The sequence below is a fragment of the Streptomyces sp. IMTB 2501 genome, assembly GCF_001953885.1.
Taxonomy (GTDB): Bacteria; Actinomycetota; Actinomycetes; order Streptomycetales; family Streptomycetaceae; genus Streptomyces.
The window spans coordinates 23,017-43,871 of the sequence record NZ_MQUS01000050.1 but is presented as its reverse complement, the minus strand read 5'-3'; the positions used below and the strand labels follow the sequence as shown (position 1 = coordinate 43,871).

The following is a 20,855-nucleotide window of genomic DNA, read 5'->3' as shown; positions in this document are numbered from 1 at the left end:
AGCTGGAGACGGTCGCTGCCGAACTCAACAGCCGGCCACGCAAGACGCTCGGCTGGGAAACCCCAGCCGAGCGCCTGTCTAAACTGCTCGCGGCCTGATCAACCGACCACGTGTTGCAACGACCACGCGAATTCGCCCCTCGTCCGGGGCCGTTTGGGTGAGCGGTGCGCTCACCAACCAGCCTCCAGCGATTAGCAGTCGACTGTGCAGCCCCGCCAATCACTCAGCCGGCGTCGGGGACGAGTTCCGAGGGCTGTGTCGCGTCGCTGCTCAGCGCAGGGCCCACCACTGACGGAATGCGGCCGGGTCACCCCGCCAGCACGATGGCATGCGGCGACGGTGCGAGCCGTGCCCGGTAGCGGCGGATCCCCCGGCTGCGGTGCTCCAGCTCTGCCGTCACCAGCACCGCCGCCGTGTTCAGCCGGTCGGGCACGAGTTCCACCAGCGCGGCCACCGGGTGGTCGCCGACCAACGGGAAACTCTTGACTCGGCGGAACTCCCACTGCGGATTCGGCTGGGACGCGCCATGGCCGCGGACGATCCACTCGTCCCTCTCCGGCCCCGCGCCCGGCGGCTTCTCCACGCCCACGTCCAGCAGACCTGCCTTGACCGTGAAGCTCATGCCCATGCCGGAGCCGACGACCGGACGGGTGCGCTCGCCGGGGTCGATCAGCCGCGCGACGGGCCGTGCCGGGCCGTCCGGTGTGGACAGTGCCACCCCCAAGGAGGCGTGGCGGAACGCACCTTTGCCGGCCGGTGTCTCCGGACGGAACGAGCACACCATCAGCAGTTGCCGGTACTCACGGTCGGGCGTTGCCTTGACGTAGGACGCCCACTGAGCGGGCACACCCTCGTGGTCGGCGGGCAACACGTCCCAGCCGAACGTGAGCCTGCCGCGCAGCGGCTCGTCGTCGGCCGGGCTGCCGAGCGTGTGCTCCGGCACGAGCTCGACATCGTGCAACCGGACCTCGGTCATGCCACGGCTCCCTTGCTCCGACCATGCAGGTAGGTGAACGCTCCCCAGTCACGGTAGTGGGGATGCCGGGCACGGGTGGCGAGTTGGGCCTCGCGGAAGGCGCGCTCCGGGTGCGTGCCGTGCGCGACCCGATGGTGCATGTAGTGGTAGAAGTACGTGGTCGGCTCCGGGCGTACGGGCCACAGACACCCGACGACGGCCTGCGCGCCAGCGGTGATCAGTGCCGACGGGATGCCCCGGACGTTGTCCGCGCAGTCGAATCGGCCCAGCGCTGACTCGCACGCGGCGAGAGTGATCAGGCGGACACCGCGCAGGTCGGCCTCCAGGAAGTCGTAGGCGAACACTCGCCCGTCGTCGTCACGGTCCGGGGTGAGGTAGAGGCAGTGCATCCACGGCGCGTCCTGGTCCAGCGTCCCGTGTACGGCGATGTGGACCACGTCCGCCGTGGCCAGTTCGGCGAGCAACCTGTCACGTGTGGCCGCGGGCCCGGTGACAGCGTCCGCGCCGACCGCGTCGGCGACCTTCCGCGCGTGCTCCTCCAGCGCCGGTTCGGCGTGCAGCCCGTAGGGCACGCCGCCGTCGGCGGAGGCCAGCACCGCGGTGCGGCACGGCCGTACGGGGCCCGCGGCGGGCGTCAGGGCTTCGAGGCCGGCGATGGTGGTGACCGTCCAGTCGTCGGCGATCATCCGGTCCTCGGTGCGGCATAGCGGTAGCGGCAGGTAGTGCAGCGCGCCGTGCGGCCAGGCCAGGATCCGGTCCTTGCCCTGGGCCCGCCACTTGTCCCACAGTTCGCTGCCGCCGAGCGGCATGTCGCCCGGCTGCCGCAGCAGTCGGCTGCCTTCCGGCGTCACGTCGCCGAACAGCGGGTCGCGTTCGACCTCCGTCCTGATCGCTTCGACCCGGTCCGCCACCGGGTGCCGGTCGTTGTTCTCGTCCGCGCCGTCGCCCAGGTGCACGACGAGCTCCCGGCCCTGCCTGGTGACCGCGAGAAGCACGGCTGCGCCGCTCACAGCGGCGGGCAGGAACCAAGTCAGCAGTACGGTCCGGTCGTCCAGCAGTTGGTGCGTCTTCGCCCAGAGGTGCTGGTCGTCGATGAGCGGTGCGGAGCGGCGACTCAGCTCATCGTCGATGAGCGACGATATGCGCCACCGCACGTTCCGGGCGATCTGCTGAGTGTCGTGGCCGCCGGGACGGTGGTCGGAGTCCAGTACGTTCAGCAGGTGCGGCGTCGCGCCAGACGCGCCATGGGAGGCGGCGGGCTCCTCCAGGTCGCGCAGCTTGCCGTGAAAGTGCTGGATGTGCGCGGGCAGCGCGAGCGGACCGTCGATCCGCCACCATGCGCCCAGCTCCGGTCCCTTGCCCGCCTGCTGCAGACCGAGCATCAGCCCCAGCGGTAGGGTCTCGGATTCCGCGCTGAGCTGCCAGACCGCCGAGTGCACGAGGTCGCGCAGTACCCCGCCGAGTTCAGGCGCGCGGCTCGTGTCGAAGTTCGGCACGTCCACGATGATCGCGGACAGCGCTGCCTTGAGTTCTTCGCCGCGGAGGTTGCCCACCTGCTGCACTAACGGCACCAGGCTCGCCCTCGCCAGTTCCTCGAAGCCGAGCGAGGCGTAGCCGAGTGCCGCGTACGTGTAGTAACCCCACGGGAACGGGACAGGGCTGGAGACCGGCTCGCCCGCCTGGGCCGACTGGTAGTACAGGTCCGCCGTCAGCAGTCTGGCTTCTTCGCTCCGTACGTCGCCCGCCTGCCGCAGGAGGGTTAGTCCCAGCGTCGGCTGCCGCAGGTCGCGGGCATGTGCGGCCGCATGCAGCAGCGCCGCCGACCGCTGCGTCGGGGTCCAGGATTGCGGGAACGACGCCGCAAGCGGATGGTCGGGCCCCGGGCAGTCGGTGGGGTCGTCGGGCAACACGTGGAGCCGTGCCTCGGTCAACTGCCTGCGGTGGGCGTGGTCCCAGTGGACGCCGAGCTGCTCTGCCCAGTTCAGCACGGTGCGCAGCAGCGGCCGGTCGGCGCGTTCCCGGGCCAGGTTGACGCCCTGGCTGATCACCTTCGCGGTTACGTTGCTGCCATGAGCGGCTACGAAATCGGTCAAGGACGACCCGAACACCGCCCTGGGGAACCCGTCGACCATGTCCGGGGGAATCTCATTCAGCACCCTGAGTAGGAACAGGGCGACATCCGGATCGTCGGCGGTCGACGAGTCGAGCCATGCCGACAGCGCGGCGCCGGCGGCATCCCGGTGAACTCCCTCTCCGTCCGCGAGGAACTGCGCCAACGAAGCCAGGAGCCGGGGCTTTCGCTTCCCGCCGTCCAGCTCCAGAGCGCGCAGCACCAAGTGTCCCGCCTCCGCCACCAGCCGGTGGGACTCGGCCTGGAAGGGCTCCTCGTCGGTGAACCACGTGCGGTACAGATCCGCGTCCAGCCGAGCGGACCAGACGGTACGCATCCCGCGGGCGTAGTGATCGGCGGCGAAGTCCTCCGCTCCCCGGGTGGCCATACGCAACCGGGCGGCGGCCAGCAGCCCGGCTTCCAGTTCGGCGGGATCGCTCAGTTTGTCGATCAGCCGTGACGACACCGCGTCGGCTTCCTCGAACACCGCGCGATCGCACCGGTCCGCCACCAGGTGGACGGCCGACTCGACGGTACGAAGCGCCGCGTCCCGCCAGGCGGCCTCCGCCCCGCAGGCGTCGGCGACCTCGGCGACCAGCCTCCAGTAGATATACATGAGCTCGGCCAGACCGCGGTGGTCGAGGAACTCGTCCCGGAACAGCAGTTCCACCATCGCCTCGGCGGGCAGCGCTTGGTCCGTCTGTTCCGCCAGGGCTTGTCGCGTCTGCTCCAGTTCGCGCGCCTGTTGCTTCGCCTCGGACAACGACAGGATCCGGTCGCACACGTAATGTGCCAGCTCCATCAGCGTGCCGACCGGGTCGATGAGGAACCTGGCCGTCGGCGTGCCTCCCTCCTCATCACGCGGTCCGTAGCCCGGCTCACCGAAACGCACTGGGCCGGCGCACACCATCCCCTGCCGCGTTTCGAAGTCGAGCGCGCCGATCGCATCGTCCGTGGTAGGCAGCACATGGGAGACGACCAGCATGACCGAACCTGAGGCGATCACCGTCTCCCGCCAGCCCGGCGGCACTTCCAGGCGGAGGTCGTGCACAAAGTACGCGCCGTCTGGGCTGAGGACGGATAGCACGCCTCCGTCATCCTGTGTGACACACCACCTGTGATCGACAGGGTGGCCGAGGGGCAGGTCGTTCAGCGAGAGGAGCACCGGGAGGCTCCACCAGCCATTCGCGCGGGTGAACAGGCTGCCTCCGGCCCCGTCACCGGCGGTGAACGGGCTGATGCCAGCCAGCCCTACCGCCAGTCCGGCATGCCGGACACCGTCCACCTCCACCATGAACGCCCACCCAGTGATGTCCCGCGACAGCCGCACGCCGTTCCCCCCGCGCCAACCGGTCATCAACGGGTTCAACAATGGCACGCCCCTGGTCAGACCCGCTCGCTCCCCGGCCCCAGGATGAGGATGTCGAGTGCGGCAGCATGCTCGCTACCCGGCACGACGAGGAACCACCCGGCAAGGATTCGGTCCCACTCCTAAAGCGGCTGTCGCACGTTCGAATCATGCCGGGGCACCATGCAGTACGCCGTTGAACTGGGGTTTCTCCTTCCAGGGAGGCGCTCTATTCGGCCTCGGACTCCTCGTCCGGGGCCGTTTTGCGTGAGCGACAGGTGCTGGTCGGCCGGTAGCGGGTCTGTATGCGCAGGTCTGGGCGTCGGGCCCCTTTCCGGTTCAGGCCAGACTGAACTTCTCGGCGTGCACCTCATGTGAGCGAGATCAGCGTGCCGGACGGACGGCAGACCGTACGCTGAACCCAGCGGGATCGGGCCCGCAGCACAGTGTCTGGGAGGTGCTTCATGACGGCCGAGATGATGGCCCCGGCGTGGATGCATGAGCAGATCACGGCGGAGGAGTACGAGTCCTGGTCCGAGGAGCAGTGCGCCGGCATCGAGATCGTGGACGGGATGATCGTCGTGAGTCCGAGTGCGTCCAAGCGGCACAACCGGCTGGCCCGGATTCTGGCGAACGCCCTGGATGCCGCCTCGGGCCCGGAGTGGAACGCTGACACGGACTTCGACGTCCGGCTTCAGGACGTCCCGCTCACCAATCGCCGCCCGGACGTCGTCGTGTACCGCGCGGACACGATCGACATCACCCCCACCCGCCCTGAGCACGTGCTGCTGGTCGCGGAGGTGGTGTCGCCAGGCTCGGAGACCACCGACCGGATCGTGAAGGTCGACCAGTACGCCAAGGCGGGCATCGGCTTCTACTGGAGGATCGAGCAGGCCGCGACAGGCGTTCCTCTCGTGTACACCTACCTCCTCGACCCCGCGACGAAGACCTACCGGGACGGAGACGTGTTCACCGGCGTCCTCAAGGCAGCGGCCCCCTTCCCGGTGGAGATCGACCTCGGCCAGATCTGATCACTCGCTGCTGAGCAGCCGACTGCGCGTGAGCGATGCGTGAGCGGACAGCCCGATACAGAGCGGCATGAGCCGGATCAAGTGGCTTGCCATGCGGTTCCGACCAGGGGAAACAGCACCGCGCGGCAGCGCCAGGCACCCCCGGCAAGGATTCGATCCCACTCCTAAAGCGGGTGTCGCAGGTTCGAATCCTGCCGGGGGCACAGAGAAACACCAGGTCAGGGCCCCTTCCGTCCAGCGGACGGGAGGGGCCCTGCGCTTGCAGCACACATATGGCACACATGCGGCTGCGGGCAGAGGCGGGGAGCTGTGCGAGATGTCCGCGAAGGACGAGCTGGCCGGGCGCCGGTACGAGAAGCTGGTCGACCGCTTGGAGGGCCTGATGCGGGCTTCGCTGAAGCCTCGCTACCGGGGCTACCACGGGCAGCTGATCCTGAGCAGCGGCGATCTTGCGGAGATGGGCGAACTGAAGGACGTCCGTCGTGCTGCACGCGAGGCGGGCCGTCGTCTCTGCTGGCACCCGAAGACCCACGTCGTCGGCGCAAGACTCTTCGTGTATGACGACCGCGAGGTCCCCAGGGAGATCAGCGAGCTGGCCGCGAGGGACGCTGCTGACGCCATCGACGCAGCACTCCGAGGCGGCGAGTAGAAGCAAGTACGGTCGGCCGTCGCCGCCCCACCTCTATTGAAGAGCTGTGCAGCATGCCGGAAATCTGTCGAGCCCGACCCTGCTGCGGGCCTACCCTGGCCGCATGGCCCATGGAAAGACCTCGTACGTTTGCCTGCCCTGCCGGGCCTCGTACAAGCAGCCCTACCCGGGCTACCACGACCACGACCGGGTCTGTCCACGCTGCGCCGAACCACTGATCCACGTCGGCTCCGCCTTCGCCGCACCCAAGAGACGGGACACCGCTGCCTGGCGCACCCTCTCCGTACTGCTCCACGCCGGTGTGCGCTTCCACAAGAGCTGTTGCGGCGGCCCCGGCTACCGCCCACGCACCCTCGGCGAGGTGCGCGAGCGGATGGCCTACGCCCGGGCCGCCGGAGAACCGTTCGCTCAGGCGTTGGTCCGACGTGACCTGCCCTAGCAGCCCGAAAGCAGGGGTCGCTTCACCGCCCCGCCGAAGCGACCCCTGCTGTCATACCCAGCACGCGTAAGGCACACATCACGCTGCGGGATCCTCCAGGGCGGCCACCTCCTCGGCGGCCTTGCGGGCCTTCCTCTCCGCCTTCTCCAGCTTGGCCTTCGCCTTGGCCAGCTGCTTGGAGCGGCGCTTGTGCATCTTCTTCGAGACCTCGTCCAGACGGTCCGGGAAGAGGTGCCCGTACGTGTCCAGGGTCAGCGTCGCGGACTTGTGGCCCAGCATCGTCTGGACGACGTTGACGTCCGCGCCGCTGGCGATGGCCGGCGAAGCCGCCGTGTGCCGCAGCTTGTGCGGGTGACCTTGAGGTGCCCCAGCCCGGCCTTCACGACCGCCGGCGCGAAGAACCGCTGACGGAAGTTGCGGGCCCGCAGCGGTCCGCTCTGTGGGGCGGTGAGGAGCAACTCCTCATCTCCCCGCCCTTGGACGTGGGGCTTCAGCTCCTCGGCCAGGAACCGCGGGATCGGCACGGACCGGCGCTCGTGGTTCTTGGGGGTGTCGAGGTAGAGCTTGCCGTTGTCCTCGGCGTACGCCTCGACGATATGAGCCCGGCAGGCGTCCAGGTCGACGCGGCCCACCTTCAGCGCGGACGCCTCACCCCAGCGCAGGCCGGTGTAGGCCAGCAGCAGGATGAACACCCGGCAGGCACCTGACGCGTTGGCCAGCGCGTCGACCTGCATGTCGTCCAGGTACACGTGGTCAGCCGGCGCCGCCTTCGGCAGAGGAACACCGACAGCCGGATTGACCGCCAGACGACGGGCCTTGACCGCGTAGCCGAGAACGCGGCTGAGGACGACGTACGCCTTGCGGACCGAGCGGGGGCTGAGCTTTCTGCCGCCGGTCGCCTCGCCGGACAGCAGATCCGCGAGCCACTCGGCGATGTCCTCGAACTGGACGCGGCCCAGCGGAGTGGTGTCCCATCTGGGGATCACGTCGCCGCCATCGAGGGCATCGGCCAGATCCACCCCTTCGCCAAGGGCATGGGCATCCCCGCCCCCCAGATCGGCATCGCCCGCGCTGCGGCCGTCGTCCTGCCGCCCGACGACGCCCCGGCCGTCATCCTGCTCAACCCCCGCATCACCAACCGCTCCGAGGAGACGGACGAGCAGTACGAGGGCTGCCTCAGCTTCTTCGACGTACGCGGCCTCGTCCCCCGCCCGCTGAAGATCACGGTGGAAGCCACCACCCTGGCGGGCGAGACCCCGACCACCGTCTACGAACGCGGCCTCGCCCGCCTCATCCACCACGAAGTCGACCACCTCGACGGCCTGCTGTACACCGCCCGCATGCGAACCGGCGTCGACCCGATTCCGGTGGAGGAATACCGGCAGACCGGACGAGCCTGGGCATAAGAGTAGGCCCCTGAGGGGCTTTCTGCGCAGAGAAGGGGCAGTTCACGCACCACTCTCCTGACCAACAAGCTCTACGACACCCGCGACCGCGCGCTGCTGACCGACGTCCGCAACGCTTTCCGTGGGCTCGCCTTCAGCTGAGAGTCCCTGACGCAGCACCACCTTGGTCGAGTGACCGGTCAAGGGATTGCGGGAGCGTGCCCCCCAGGCTCGGATGTGCAGTGTCGCAGCAGCGCGGAAACCGGTCCGTCGACGAGTCGGTAGCGCACGATCCGGCCGTCCTTCTCGCCCTCGACGATGCCTGCGGTGCGCAGGAGGCGCAGGGCCTGGGAGACGGCGGTGTCCCGCATCCCGGTGGCGACGGCGAGGTCGGACACGGCGATGGGGCCGGCCTCGTGAAGGGCGAGCAGCAGGGACAGGCGTCGGGGATCGGAGAGCAGGGAGAAGCGGTCGGCCCAGGCGCGTACGTGCTCGGGCTCGCCGACGGCGGCGATGGCGTCGCAGACTCGATGGCCGTCGATGGTGCGCTGCCCGGCACGTTCCGCGGGGACGAGATGCATGCAGGCATCATCGCAGCCCACGTTTCACCCTCAACACCCCTCTATACCTGCTCAGATATGCAGCCTTGCAGCTGGCACTCGCCGCCTTCTAGGCTGAGCAGGCCGTGGTGTTCGGGAAGACCGGTGACAGCCCCCAGGGGCTCAGTCCGGAGCGGCCCTCGCCACTGTGATCGGGGAGTTCCCGCCCCATACATTGCCACTGGCCTCGCGGCCGGGAAGGCAGGGGCGGGCGCGGTGACCCGTCAGCCAGGAGACCGGCCACGGCAGCACGAAGCTGATCCACGAGGTGCTGGAGCGTGACCGTATGACCCTGTCCGAAGGCGTGCCCGAAACCGATGCCGCCCCGTCCTTCCGCTGGCGCCGCGAGGACACCGTCCGAACCGCCGGCCTCCTGGCCGTGATCGTCGCTCTGCACGTGGTCGCCTTCGGGATCCTCTTCCTGCTCGTGGTCCCGCACCACTACGAGGTCGGCACCAAGGCGTTCGGCGTCGGGCTGGGCATCACCGCCTACACCCTCGGCATGCGGCATGCCTTCGACGCCGACCACATCGCCGCGATCGACAACACCACCCGGAAGCTCATGGCCGACGGCAAGCGGCCCGTGTCGGTGGGCTTCTGGTTCGCGCTCGGACACTCCAGCGTGGTGGTCGTCATGGCCGCGCTGGTCGCCGGGGGCGCCAAGCTGGCCGGCACCCTGATGAACGACAGCTCCCGCACCCATCAAGTCCTCGGCACCGTCGGCACCACGGTCTCCGGCAGCTTCCTGTACCTCATCGCCGCCCTCAACCTCGTCGCGCTGTTCGGCATCATGCGCGTCTTCAAGGCCATGCGCGCCGGACGTTACGACGAGGCGGAGCTGGAAGCGCACCTGGACTCGCGCGGCTTCATGAACCGCCTCCTGGGCCGGTTCACCAGGTCGATCCGCCGACCGGGTCAGATGTTCCCTCTCGGCTTCCTCTTCGGCATCGGCTTCGACACCTCGACCGAGGTTCTGCTGCTCGCCCTGGCCGGCAACGGTGCCGCCGCCGGCCTGCCCTGGTACGCGGTTCTGTGCCTGCCCCTTCTATTCGCCGCCGGCATGAGCCTTTTCGACACCCTCGACGGCACGTTCATGAACTTCGCCTACCAGTGGGCCTTCTCGAACCCCGTCCGCAAGGTGTTCTACAACCTCACCATCACCGGCCTGTCCATCGCCGTCGCCTTCTTCGTCGGCACGATCGAGCTGGTCGGCGTGCTGCACGACAAGCTGGGCCTGAGCGATGACGTATCCGGCTGGATCGCGGGCCTGGACCTGGACAACGTCGGCTACGTGATCGCCGGCCTGTTCGTGGTCGTCTGGGCCGTGGCCGTCGCCTACTGGCGTCTGGCCAAGGTCGAGGAGCGCTGGAGCGCCCGCGCCGCGGACACCGGCTGACGGCACAGTGGCTGTCGCCGTGACCCCGGCCTGATCAGTTGTGCACGAAGTGGCTGGGCCTGCCGTCCTGTTGGATCAGATGGCCCAGCCGGGCCGCCGCCGCTCGGGGCATGAGCGTCCAGGTGCCGTCGGCGCGGTGGAGTGCGGCGGAGTGCCAGGGGGTGGTCCAGGCGTCGCGGGCATCGAGGAGGCGGATGCCGAATTTCGGGCCGCCGACGGGTTGCGGGTGGATCGAGAGGCGTACGGCGTGGGGGTGGTGCTCGGCGATCAGGTCGCCCCAGGCGCGGCTGCGCTGGATGACGCCGTAGGCGCGTTGCCGGCAGCTGCGTTGGAGGGCGGAGCGGGTGCCGGTCCAGTCGGAGGTGTCCTCGACGAGGAAGCGCGTGATGCCCCGGTAGAGGGCGAGGGCCTGGTCGTCGGCACGGACCTCGGTACGCAGAGCGTCCAGGGCAGGGGCGTACCGGTCGTGGACTCGGGCGCGTTTTGTGTCGTGCGGGAGGTCGCCGAGGATGTCGCGGAGGTCGAAGACGGACAGTCTGTCCAGGCCCAGTTGGGCCATCTGTATTCGAAGGTCGTCGGCGTATGCGTCGATGTGGTGGTCGGGGACGTGGATGAGGTCGCCGAAGACGTGGCCGTCGGAGCAGATGATCACGCGTGCCCCGGGCGGGTAGATCCGCTCGATCTCGGTGCACAGGGTGTTCAGGAACGTCAGGGAGAGGCGTTCGCCCTGGTCGGGGAGGTGACCGAGGACCTTGGCGGGGTTGGGGGACTTGCAGGGGAAGCCGGGCAGGGTGAAGACGACCGGGGCGCCCTCGTGTACGAAGTCGGTGATGCGGCGCAGCTGATGGTGGAACGCTTCCGCGGGGGCGGGAACGGGAGCGCGACCGGTCGTGCGGTGATGCGGCAGGAGCAGGTTGAGGATCTCGGTGCCGATGCGGGTGGGGAGGGCGTCTGACGGGATCGTCAGGGGCATGTCGTTCCTCCGGGAGTACGAGGGCATGTCGACATGGCGCCGTGGCGGGAATGCACGCCAGGCGCCAGTGGTCAGCGGGTTTGGGTCAGCCGAGACCGGTCCGGCCGGTGTGGCCGGACACGGTCTGCGTTACGTCGGTGTCAGAGGCGTCGGTCGTAGCCGACGGGCAGGCTGTTGGTGCCGCGACCGAGGACGGCGGGGATCCACTCGATGTCCTCGGCTTCAATGGCGAGATGCAGGCCGGGCAGCCGGGTGAGCAGGGTGCCGAGGGCGATCTGGAGTTCGGCGCGGGCGAGGGCGGCGCCGGGGCAGAAGTGGATGCCGTGGCCGAAGGCGAGGTGGGGGTTGGGGCTGCGGTCGAGGTCGAGGGTGTCGGGGTCGGGGAAGCGGCGCGGGTCGCGGTTGGCGGCGCACAGGGAGACGATCACGGAGTCGCCGGCCGGTACCTCGGTGCCGTGCAGGTCGCTGTCCTTGTCGAAGAAGCGCCAGGTGGTGAGCTCGAAGGCGCTGTCGTAGCGGAGGAGTTCCTCGACCGCGCGGGGCAGCAGGTCCGGTTCGTCGCGCAGGCGGGTCAGCTGGTCCGGGTTGCGGAAGAGCGCGATCAGAGCCGTGGTGATCTGGTTGGTGACCGGTTCCTGACCCGCGACGAGGAGCTGGAAGATCATCGAGTCCAGCTCTTCCCGGGACAGTTCACGGCGGTCGCGTGCCACGACGAGGCGGCCGAGCAGGTCGTCGTCCCAGTGTTCGCGCTTGTGGGCGACGACGTCGGCGATGTAGCTCTGCAGGCCGTGCAGACGCGCCTCATACAACGGGCGTCCCGGGTCGGTGGGGCCGACCGGTTGGACGACCTTCCCCCAGTCGCGGTCGAAGCGGGCCGCCAGTTCCTGCGGAAGGCCGATGACTTCGGCGAGGACCTGGAAGGGGAAGTGAGCGGCGAATCCGGTGACGAGGTCGGCGGGCCCGCTCTCGGGCAGGGCGTCGATCAGCGCATCCGCCAGCTCCTGGAAGCGGGGGCGCAGGCTCTCGATCCGACGTGGGGTGAAGGCGTCGGTGACGAAGCGGCGCATACGCGTGTGCTTGGGCGGGTCCTGGTGGAGGAGGTGGACCTGGAGCTGGGAGTGCCGCGGCTCGGGCATGATCGAGGCGCGGGCGCGCCAGCGGTCGTTGCCGCGGTCGTGGTTCTTGCCCAGGCGCTCGTCGTTCAGCGCGGCGTGGGCGGCGTCGTAGCCGGTGACGAGCCAGGCTTGCACTCCGCTGGGAAAGAGAACGCGGTGGACCGGTCCGGCCTCGCGCATCTGCTCGTACAGGGGGTAGGGGTCGGCCTTGTAGGGGCAGCCCATCAGCGGGACCGGGTCGGGTACCGGCTCGGCCGCCGGCTCTTGGATGGTCATGAACGGGGCTCCTCAGAGGGCGAGTTCGGGCCGGTGGTGGTCCAGCCACAGGGCAAGGTCGACGACACGTTCGAGGCGCAGGCGGTGGCCCCACTCCAGCCGGTCGGGCGGGGTGTCGAGGCAGGGCTTGATCCGGGTCTCGTCGGCCAGCGCCCGGACCTGTTCGATGGCCAGCGCGTCGCGGGCCATGTCCTGCAAGCCGCGGTTGTAGTCGGGGTGGTGGGTCGCCGGGTAGTGGTTCTTGGGCCGGTACAGCACCGAGTCCGGGGCAAGGCCCGTGCCGACGGCGCGCAACAGACTCTTCTCCCGGCCGTCGAAGCTCTTCAGCGCCCAGGGCGTGGAGAAGGCGTACTCGACGAGCCGGTGGTCGCAGTACGGGACGCGCACCTCCAGTCCCTGGGCCATGCTGAGGCGGTCCTTGCGGTGCAGGAGCTGGCGCAGCCAGCGGGTCAGGGACAGGTGCTGCATCTCGCGTTGCCGGTGCCCGGCCGCGGTCTCGCCGTCGAGATGCGGTACGGCGGCCAGTGCGGTGCGGTAGATGTCGTCGCGGAACTCGCTGATACGGAGGTCGAGTTCGGGGTTGAGCGGCATGGCGGCCTCGTCGCCGGTGACCAGCAGCCACGGAAAGGTCTGCGCGGCGAGCGCCTTGGGGTTGTGGAACCAGGGGTAGCCGCCGAACACCTCGTCTGCGGCCTCGCCGGACAGGGCGACAGTGGAGTGCTGTCGTATCTCGCCGAAGAGCAGGTACAGCGAGGTGTCCATGTCGCCCACGCCGATCGGCGAGTCACGCGCCACGACGACCGCCTTGCGGTGCTCGGGGTCGAGCAGAGCACGCGGGTCGAGGACGACGGTGCTGTGGTCGGTGCCGATGAAGGCCCCGGCCTCGGTGGCGTACGGGGTGTCGTGGCCGGTGCGCAGGACGTCGCCGGTGAACTGTTCGGCCTGGTCGCTGTAGTCGACGGCGTACGAGCGGATCCTCGCCTCCATCCCCTCTCGCAGCCGCAGTTCGTCGGCGAGCAGCGCGGTCAGGACGGTGGAGTCGATGCCGCCGGAGAGCAGGCTGCACAGCGGGACGTCGGCCTCCAGCCGGCTGCGGGCCGCCGCGCCGACCAGCGCACGGACCCGCTCCACTGTTGTTTCTTGGTCGTCAGCGTGGTCCCTGGCTTCAAGCTGCCAGTAGCGGCGTTCGCGGATGCCGTCCCGGTCGAGGACCAGCAGTCCGCCGGGCTCGACCTCGCGCACGCCGGACCAGACGGTCGGCCCGGTGTTGAACAGCAGGCTGTACGCCTCCCGCAGCCCGTCCGCGTCCACGCGGGGCCGTATCTCGGGATGGGCGAACAGGGCCTTGGGTTCGGAGGCGAAGGCCACGCCGCCGTCGACGGCCGCCCAGAACAGCGGCTTCACGCCGAGCCGGTCACGCACCAGCACCAGCCGCTGGGCCCGCTCGTCCCAGACGGCGAAGGCGAACATGCCCTCCAGGTGCTCGGCCACCGCCTCGCCCCACTCCGCGTAGGCCCGCAGCACCACCTCGGTGTCGCTGCGCGTGCGGAACACATGGCCCCGGCCACGCAGTTCGGCCCGGAGTTCGTGGTGGTTGTAGACCTCGCCGCTGTAGGTGAGCACGATGTCCGGCTGCTCGGGACGATCCGGCATCGGCTGTACGCCGCCTTCGAGGTCGATGACGGCCAGGCGGCGATGGCCGATCGCGGCGCGTTCGCCGAGCCAGATGCCTCCGGCGTCGGGGCCGCGGGGCGTGAGGGTGGCGGTCATCGCCTCGATGACCGGAGCCTGGGTGCGGGCGTCGTGGTGGAAGCTCGCCCAGCCGGTGATTCCGCACATACGGGTGACTCCTTGCTCAACGATGGGCGGCGGACGCCGCGTCGGTGGTCTTCTCCGGCACGGCGGCCGGGCGTCGGGCGGGCAGTGCCAGCAGAGGTACGGCGAGGCATGCGGCGGTGGCGGCCACGGCGAGCCCGGCGTGCACGCCGTTGACAGGTCCGGCAAGGCCCCAGGCGGCGGTGGCCAGGGCCGGGCCCAGGGTGAAACCGAGACTGCGGGCGAACTGGACGGTCGAGCCGACGGTCGCGGTCCACTCCGGCGGGGCGGCACCCATGACCAGGGCCTGGGTCGGACCGCCGTTCAGGCCCATGCCGAGGCCGGCCAGCGCCAGCCGCCAGGCGACGCCCAGCGGTGACCAGTCGCCGCCCAGCGGAACGAGGAGAACCAGGCCGACAGCGGTGAAGGCAACGCCGGTGACCGCTGTCGGCCGGGCGCCGTACCGATCGGCGAGGCGTCCGCCGAGCGGCCCGGCCAGGCCCATGCCGAGCGGGAAGGCAAGTACGGTGAGCCCGGTCGTCGTGGCGCTCACGCCGTCGTCGCGCTGGAGGTGCAGGGCGACGACGTAATGCATGGCGGCGAAGCCTGCCGCAAGCGCCAGTACCGCCCCGTGTGCCCGGAACAGCCCCGCGACACCCAGCACGCCTGTCACCGGACGGCCGCCCGGTCCGCGCAGCCACCACCACAGCGGCGGGACTGCCGCGAGCGCGAGTACCAGCCACGCCGGACGGTCCGAGGCCAGGGTCAGTGCCAGCAGCAGGGCCGCCACACCGGTGGCCACCAGGAGGGTGTCCCCTGCCGAGCGCCGATCGGGCCGGCGCAGGGCGCCGTCCGGCGGCATCGCACGCCAGGCCACCACCAGGGCGAGCACGCAGAAGGGGATCTTGACGAGGAAGACGGCGTGCCAGCCCAGGTGGTCCAGGAGTAGCCCGCCCACGGCCGGCCCGGTCACCGCCCCCAGCGGGCCCAGGGTCGCGGGCACGCTCATCGCCCGCCCTCGCTTCTCGGGCCGTACGGAGCGGAGCGCGAGGACCGGCATCAGTACGAACAGCACTGCCCCGAACGCGCCCTGCGCGACGCGGGCGGCGATCAGCCAGGCAGCCCAGGGGGCGGCGGCCGCCAGCGCGCTGCATAGTGCGAAGCCGGCGGTCGCGGTGAGTACGGCGGAGCGCATCCCCACGCCGTCCAGCCAGCGGCCGACGGGCAACAGCAGTGCGACGACGGGAAGCTGGTATCCGAGCACGGCCCACTGGGCGGTCGCGGCGGAGACGTGCAGGCCGTCGGCGATGTCCGCGAGAGCCACGTTGACGATGTTCATGTCGAGCATCGCCACGAACGACAGCATGCCCGCCACGGCCACCAGCAGCCAGCGGTCCTCGCCGGCAGAGCCGTCGGGTATGTGCCCGGGCTGTTCCGATCCGGGTCTGTGGTCTGTCACCTTTCCGCCCCTCACCTTCGTGGGCGGGCTGCCGGAAGGCAGCCTCGTCCCACAAGTCGGGAGGGATCGCAGGTGAGTTCCCGGACCTGTCCCAAAAAATGTGGCGGGAAGGCTGGAAGTAGCCCCGTCGGCCAGTTGAGCCCCACGAGGGTCATCGGAATCAGCTTGCTCACGGCGGAACTCCAGGCTCCGCTCATCCGACTACTGAGGTGACGGCGACAGCCTGAACATCCGCGTTCACGCGAACGTACGCCACGCCGAAACCCCCATCAGCTTCCAGGAGTTGCGCCATGACCCAGAAGCAGTACAACGTCACCGGAATGAGCTGCGAGCACTGCGCGGCGAGCATCAGGGAGGAGGTCTCCGAGGTGCCCGGGGTGAGCGAGGTCGTGGTGGACCTCTCCGCCAACGCCGTCACCGTGCACGGCACGGGCCTCGACGACGAACGGCTGCGTGCCGCGATCGTCGAGGCCGGGTACGGCATCGCGGACCCGGCCGCCGCCTGACCGGAACCCGGAGAGCAGGAAGGACGGCACCACCCCCGCCGTCCTTCCCCACCGTGTTCACGCGCCGGTGTGCGTCTCCACTGCCACAGCCGGCTCCGCGTCGGCGGGCGCCCGGTGGTCGAAGGCGATCAAGGGATCCCCCGTGAGGGGGTGGTCGACCACGGCCGCCCGCACCCCGAACACCTCCGCCATCAGAGCGGGCGTGAGAACCTCACGCGGCGGGCCGGAGGCGACGACCGATCCGGCGTCGAGGACGTGGAGGCGGTCGCAGACGGAGGCGGCCGCGTTGAGGTCGTGCAGCGACACCAGCGTCGTACGGCGCTGGGCGCGGAGCAGGGCGAGCAGTTCGACCTGGTGGCGGATGTCGAGGTGGTTGGTCGGCTCGTCGAGGACCAGGATGTCGGGGTCCTGGGCGAAGGCCCTTGCGAGTAGGACGCGTTGGCGTTCCCCGCCGGACAGGGCCGTGAACCGGCGACCCGCCTGTTCGTCCATGCCGACATCGGCCAAGGCGCGGGCGACGATGTCCCGGTCGGCGGCGTCCTCACCGGCGAAGGCTCGCTTGTAGGGAGTGCGGCCCATGGCGACGACCTCGCGCACACTCAGCTCGAAGTCGCTCCCCCGCTCCTGCGGGAGCGCGGCCACGTGCCGCGCCGACTCGACCGGGCTCATCTCGCGCAGGTCGGTGCCGGACAGAAGTACCCGCCCGGCGGTGGGCTTCAGGTGCCGGTAGACGGTGCGCAGGAGCGTGGACTTGCCGCTGCCGTTCGGCCCGACCAGGCCGGTGATCTCACCCTCGGCGGCGATCAGGTGGGCGCCCGCGACGACCGTACGGCCCGCGTAGGCGACGTTCAGGTCCTCGATGTCGATCCTCAACTGCCGCTCCCCAGGCGCCGGTCCAGCAGATACAGCAGAGCCGGAGCCCCGAGCAGCGAAGTGACCACGCCCACCGGCAGCTCCTGCGTGTCCATGGCCGTACGGCAGACGATGTCGACCACCACCAGCAGCACTGCCCCGAACAGGGCCGAGACCGGCAGCAGGCGCCGATGGTCACCGCCGACGACCAGCCGGCAGACGTGCGGCACCATCAGCGCGACAAAGGCGATCGCGCCGGAGACCGCGACCAGGACACCGGTCAGCACACTGGTGACCGTGAACAGCTCGCGGCGCAGCCGGGTGACGTCGATGCCGAGGCCGGCCGCCGTCTCGTCGCCCATCAGCAGGGCGTTCAGGCCCCGGGCGCGCGCCTGCAGCCAGAGCAGAGCGATGGGCACGGCGCACGCGGGGACCGCGAGCATCTGCCAGTTCGCTCCGCTGAGGCTGCCCATGAGCCAGAACAGCACGCTGTGCGTCTGCTGCTCGTCCCCGGCCTGCAGCACCAGGTAGCTGGTGAAGCCGGACAGGAACTGACCGATCGCCACCCCGGCCAGCACCAGGCGCAGCGGCGCGAACCCCCCGCCTCGCCGGGCCACCGCCCACACCAGTGCAAAGGTGGCCAGGGCCCCGGCGAAGGCCGCGCCGGACAAGCCGAGACCCAGCGCCCCGCCCGCGCCGACGCCGAGCACGATCGCGGCCACCGCACCGAGGGAGGCACCGTTGGAGATGCCCAGCAGATACGGGTCCGCCAGCGGGTTGCGCACCAGGGCCTGTACGGCCGTACCGACGACGCCGAGCCCGGCGCCGACGAGAGCGGCGAGCAGGGCGCGCGGAACGCGAAGTTGCCACACGATCAGGTCGTTCGTGCCGGGCCGCGGCGCCTCGCCGGACAGTCTTCGCCACACCACGCCCCACACCTCGCCGGGCGGGATGGACGTCGAGCCCCAGGCCACCGCGGCCGTCAGCGCGGCCAGCAGCACCACCGCGAGGACCACCGCCAGCGGTGTCGCGGGCAGACTGCGCTCTTCCGAGGCTGAGGCTTTTCGGCGCACCAGCGTGGAGGGCATGGTCAGCCGACCTTGCCCGGGTAGAGGGCCTTGGCGATCTCCTCGACCGTGTCGGCGTTCTCGACTCCCGCGATGGTCGTCTGTTCGGAGCCGACGCGCAGGAGGTGGCCTTCCTTCACTGCCTTGAGGCCCTTGGTCGCCGCGTTGGACTTCAGCCACTGTTCGGCCTCGTCGAACGCCCTCTTGTTCGCCGCCTCGCTGCCCCGGTCGCGGACTCCGAGCTGGATCCAGTCCGGGTTCTTGGCGATCACGTCCTCCCAGCCGACCTGCTTGTAGTCGCCGTCGCAGTCGGCGAAGACGTTGCGGGCTCCGGCCAGGGTGATCACCGCGTTGGCGACCTGACGGTTGCAGGTGACGGAGGGCTGCTTGGTGCCGGCGTCGTAGTCGAAGAAGAAGTACGCCGGCCGCTTGTTCTCCGCCGTGCCGCCGACCGCCTTCTGGACGGCGTCCACCTTCTCCTTCATCCCGGCGACGAGTTCCTTCGCCCGTGCGCTCGTGCCGGTGACCGCGCCGAGGGAGGTGATGTCGGCCTCCACCGCGGACAGGTCGGTCACCGGGCTCTTGCTCTGTGCGGCGCAGGCGGTGGACTTCAGGTAGATGTGCTTGATTCCGGCGGCCTGGAACTCCTCCGCCGTCGGCGCGTCCCCCATTCCTCCGCCGCCCATGCTGCCCATGGAGGCGAAGGTGTCGATGTACAGGTCGGCGCCGGAGCCGAGCAGCTTCTCCTTGGGGATGACGGTCTGGCTGAGCACCTTCACCTTCTGTGCCTGCGTGTCGAGCGTGCCGGGCAGGGTGCCCTTGCCGGGCGGGAAGCCGGTGCCGATCACCTTGTCACCGGCACCGAGGCGCAGCAGCAGTTCCAGGCTGGAGGCGTTGCTGGTGACGATCTTCTTCGGGGCGGCGGAGAAGGTGGTTTTGGCGCCCATGCAGTCGGTGACGGACACCGGGTAGGCGCCCGAGACGGAGTCTTTGGCCTTCCCCGCGCTCCCGCTGCCGGTGTCCGTATTTCCGCGGTCCCCGCCGCCACAGCCCGCCGCCAGCAGGCCGCCGAGCACGACGGCCGCCGCAGAGCCCCACACTCGAGAACGCATCGAACAACTCCCGGATCCACTCGGTACGCGGGCGAACCTCCGTCACCCGCTCCAGAAGTCGGAGCGAACGTCACGCGAGTTCCCGTGAGTTTCCGAAAAGTTGGCGACACGGCTCGGGAGAACCGTTCCCAGGTGCTGACGAGGGTGTCGGTGCCGGGAATTCCATAGTCGGCACCGACCCCCTCCCGGAGCATCAGGCCGCCAGCTCGGCGGGCCTCTCCGCCTCGTCGAGCAGGTCCATCAGGGCCGCCCGGGCGCGGGCCACGCGGGAGCGGACCGTGCCGACCGGGCATTCGCTGACCTCGGCGGCCTCCGCGTAGGGCAGCCCGACCAACTGCGTGAGGATGAACGCCTCCCGCCGGTCATCGGGCAGCGAAGCCAGCAGATCGAGCAGGGCGATGCCGTCGTCGAAACCGGGCAGATCGCACGACTGAGCCAGCTCAATGGCTGCACACCAGTCCGGTACGTCCGACTGACGCGGCCGGGCCGCGGCGTACCGGTAGCTGTCGATCACCGCGCGGCGGGCGATGGACAGCAGCCAGGCCCGGGCCGAGGAACGCCCCTCGAAGCGGTGCAGGCTGCCGAGCGCCCGCAGGAACGTGTCCTGTGCCAGATCGTCCGCAGCCTGGGGATCGCCGCAAAGGTGGGCGACGTAGCGCTGGACGTCGCGGTGCAGGGCGCCCACGAACTGCTCGACCGCGTCCGCGTCACCGCCTCGGGCGGCCAGCGCCCATGCGGTGATCGATTCGTCGAGTGCTGCCGCTTTGTCGCTTTTGACGCGCGACGTGGGCAGGGCAGAGGTAATCACCTGGTGTCCTTCTGGAGTCAACCGTGATCCGAACCATCGGCTTGCAGAAGCGCGCGGTCCGGTGAAGAGGGGAGACGGCCCTACGGCGCGGTGGCGCTACGGCGCCTGTGCGGTCGTACGGCCGTGGCCCGAGGCGCAGACGGGCAGCCTCGGGAAACCAGCTGTCCTCAGACGACAGCCGTCCCCACGGGCGGACCCCGAGAAGTGATCGCGTGGCCGAGAAGGAGCAGACGCGGCGCCCGGTCCGAGCGACGGCGCCGCAGGTGGACGCGCGGGCGGTCCGGGGTGAGGGGCGAAGCGAACAGGAGTCGCAGCGGCGCCGCCAGCCATCCGGCCACCGCCCGCAGGATCCGGAAGGCGGCCTTCTCGCCGTACGCCAGCCACAGCCCGCACAGCAGCGCGGCGAGCAGGTGAGCGGCGAGCATGCCGAACGAAGACGAGCCGCTGTCCATGGAATGCCCCATGTGCCCCATGTGCCCCATCTGGCTCATGTGGTCCATGTGACTCGTGCCCATGTGCCCCATGCCCATGGAGCCCGTGCCGCTCACGTCCGCGGAGGCCGAACCGCCGGATGCCGACTGCGCGTAGGAGAACGCCTCGTGCAGCACGGTCTGGGCGGCGACCACGGCCGTCACGATCAACGGCAGCCCGCGCTCACGCCCCGCCAGGCACCAGCCGGCGGCACCGGTCACGGCCACGCCTGCGGCCAGCGCCCACGCGGGCACGTCGCTCCCGGACATCAGGACGTGGCCCAGGGCGGCGAGCAGCACGCATACGGCCGCGAACACCGCGGCCCGTATCGTGCGAGCACACCACCCTGCTGTCATGGCGCCTCATCCTCGCATCCGGGCTTCGGCCGTCATGCGTGGGTACGGAAATCCACCGGGCACCACACTCAATACGCAGCCTGTGATCCATACCACGACGCCACGCCGGAAC

20 protein-coding genes and 1 riboswitch are annotated in these 20,855 nt (G+C 70.0%); of the genes, 6 read left to right on the top strand and 14 right to left on the bottom strand.

The genetic code is table 11. The features are described 5' to 3' along the window. Positions 1–307 precede the first annotated feature (307 nt). Together AV521_RS43595 and AV521_RS43590 are read right to left on the bottom strand one after the other, a co-directional pair. Positions 308–976: a hypothetical protein gene (locus AV521_RS43595; protein WP_076097344.1), complete on the bottom strand. Its 669-nt coding sequence runs from the start codon at positions 974–976 to the stop codon at positions 308–310. Then, on the bottom strand, positions 973–4,137 hold the full coding sequence (locus AV521_RS43590) for a CHAT domain-containing protein (protein ID WP_179023841.1): 3,165 nt from the start codon (positions 4,135–4,137) through the stop codon (positions 973–975). The genes AV521_RS43595 and AV521_RS43590 overlap by 4 nt, the downstream gene beginning before the upstream one ends. Before the next feature lie 761 nt (positions 4,138–4,898). Between AV521_RS43590 and AV521_RS43585 the strand changes: the two genes are divergently transcribed. From AV521_RS43585 to AV521_RS43575, 3 genes are all read left to right on the top strand, one after another. After that, on the top strand, positions 4,899–5,465 hold the full coding sequence (locus AV521_RS43585) for a Uma2 family endonuclease (protein WP_076097339.1): 567 nt from the start codon (positions 4,899–4,901) through the stop codon (positions 5,463–5,465). Between the two features lie 316 nt (positions 5,466–5,781). After that, positions 5,782–6,114 (top strand): hypothetical protein, encoded by a 333-nt coding sequence (locus AV521_RS43580; protein ID WP_076097337.1) that lies wholly within the window; start codon positions 5,782–5,784, stop codon positions 6,112–6,114. 103 nt (positions 6,115–6,217) lie between these two features. Beyond that, a complete protein-coding gene (locus AV521_RS43575; RefSeq protein ID WP_076097367.1) occupies positions 6,218–6,553 on the top strand; it encodes a deoxyxylulose-5-phosphate synthase in 336 nt (111 codons plus the stop codon). A 78-nt stretch (positions 6,554–6,631) separates the two neighbouring features. Here AV521_RS43575 and AV521_RS51915 read toward each other — a convergent pair whose 3' ends face one another. Further along, positions 6,632–6,895: a tyrosine-type recombinase/integrase gene (locus AV521_RS51915; protein ID WP_256725961.1), complete on the bottom strand. Its 264-nt coding sequence runs from the start codon at positions 6,893–6,895 to the stop codon at positions 6,632–6,634. Next, entirely contained in the window at positions 6,805–7,539 is a 735-nt protein-coding gene (locus AV521_RS43570) for a tyrosine-type recombinase/integrase (protein ID WP_256725960.1), read from the bottom strand. Before AV521_RS43570 ends, AV521_RS51915 begins: the two co-directional genes overlap by 91 nt. Here AV521_RS43570 and AV521_RS43565 point away from each other — a divergent pair. Next, positions 7,468–7,959 carry a peptide deformylase gene (locus AV521_RS43565; RefSeq protein ID WP_079249709.1) on the top strand — a complete coding sequence of 164 codons (492 nt, stop codon included), beginning with the start codon at positions 7,468–7,470 and terminating at the stop codon, positions 7,957–7,959. The genes AV521_RS43570 and AV521_RS43565 overlap by 72 nt on opposite strands. A 179-nt stretch (positions 7,960–8,138) precedes the next feature. Here the strand turns inward: AV521_RS43565 and AV521_RS43560 are convergent, their stop codons facing one another. Continuing rightward, positions 8,139–8,519: a metalloregulator ArsR/SmtB family transcription factor gene (locus AV521_RS43560; protein ID WP_076097335.1), complete on the bottom strand. Its 381-nt coding sequence runs from the start codon at positions 8,517–8,519 to the stop codon at positions 8,139–8,141. 88 nt (positions 8,520–8,607) lie between these two features. Beyond that, positions 8,608–8,797: riboswitch (cobalamin riboswitch) on the top strand. Between the two features lie 26 nt (positions 8,798–8,823). Here AV521_RS43560 and AV521_RS43555 point away from each other — a divergent pair. Continuing rightward, positions 8,824–9,933, top strand: a complete 1,110-nt coding sequence (locus AV521_RS43555; protein ID WP_179023839.1) for a HoxN/HupN/NixA family nickel/cobalt transporter — start codon at positions 8,824–8,826, stop codon at positions 9,931–9,933. A 34-nt stretch (positions 9,934–9,967) separates the two neighbouring features. Here the strand turns inward: AV521_RS43555 and AV521_RS43550 are convergent, their stop codons facing one another. From AV521_RS43550 to AV521_RS43535, 4 genes are all read right to left on the bottom strand, one after another. Continuing rightward, positions 9,968–10,906: an L-tyrosine/L-tryptophan isonitrile synthase family protein gene (locus AV521_RS43550; protein WP_076097332.1), complete on the bottom strand. Its 939-nt coding sequence runs from the start codon at positions 10,904–10,906 to the stop codon at positions 9,968–9,970. 140 nt (positions 10,907–11,046) lie between these two features. After that, positions 11,047–12,297 carry a cytochrome P450 gene (locus tag AV521_RS43545; protein WP_076097330.1) on the bottom strand — a complete coding sequence of 417 codons (1,251 nt, stop codon included), beginning with the start codon at positions 12,295–12,297 and terminating at the stop codon, positions 11,047–11,049. 12 nt (positions 12,298–12,309) lie between these two features. Next, on the bottom strand, positions 12,310–14,136 hold the full coding sequence (asnB, locus tag AV521_RS43540; RefSeq protein WP_076097328.1) for an asparagine synthase (glutamine-hydrolyzing): 1,827 nt from the start codon (positions 14,134–14,136) through the stop codon (positions 12,310–12,312). A gap of 16 nt (positions 14,137–14,152) precedes the next feature. Next, positions 14,153–15,571 (bottom strand): MFS transporter, encoded by a 1,419-nt coding sequence (locus AV521_RS43535; RefSeq protein WP_256725959.1) that lies wholly within the window; start codon positions 15,569–15,571, stop codon positions 14,153–14,155. A gap of 290 nt (positions 15,572–15,861) precedes the next feature. Here AV521_RS43535 and AV521_RS43530 point away from each other — a divergent pair, with 290 nt between their 5' ends. Continuing rightward, the gene (locus AV521_RS43530; RefSeq protein ID WP_076097326.1) at positions 15,862–16,077 is read left to right on the top strand and encodes a heavy-metal-associated domain-containing protein; all 216 of its coding nucleotides are present in this window, start codon (positions 15,862–15,864) and stop codon (positions 16,075–16,077) included. Positions 16,078–16,134: 57 nt separating this feature from the next. Here AV521_RS43530 and AV521_RS43525 read toward each other — a convergent pair whose 3' ends face one another. The 5 genes from AV521_RS43525 to AV521_RS43505 all read right to left on the bottom strand — a co-directional run bounded on the left by AV521_RS43525 (position 16,135) and on the right by AV521_RS43505 (position 20,743). Next, positions 16,135–16,950, bottom strand: a complete 816-nt coding sequence (locus AV521_RS43525) for an ABC transporter ATP-binding protein (protein ID WP_076097323.1) — start codon at positions 16,948–16,950, stop codon at positions 16,135–16,137. Next, on the bottom strand, positions 16,947–18,017 hold the full coding sequence (locus tag AV521_RS43520) for an iron ABC transporter permease (RefSeq protein WP_076097320.1): 1,071 nt from the start codon (positions 18,015–18,017) through the stop codon (positions 16,947–16,949). Before AV521_RS43520 ends, AV521_RS43525 begins: the two co-directional genes overlap by 4 nt. Positions 18,018–18,019: 2 nt before the next feature. Then, on the bottom strand, positions 18,020–19,108 hold the full coding sequence (locus AV521_RS43515; protein WP_076097318.1) for an ABC transporter substrate-binding protein: 1,089 nt from the start codon (positions 19,106–19,108) through the stop codon (positions 18,020–18,022). 193 nt (positions 19,109–19,301) lie between these two features. Next, on the bottom strand, positions 19,302–19,916 hold the full coding sequence (locus AV521_RS43510; RefSeq protein WP_076097316.1) for a sigma-70 family RNA polymerase sigma factor: 615 nt from the start codon (positions 19,914–19,916) through the stop codon (positions 19,302–19,304). 167 nt (positions 19,917–20,083) lie between these two features. Next, positions 20,084–20,743, bottom strand: coding sequence for a hypothetical protein (locus tag AV521_RS43505; protein WP_076097314.1), 660 nt, complete (start codon positions 20,741–20,743; stop codon positions 20,084–20,086). Positions 20,744–20,855: the final 112 nt, after the last annotated feature.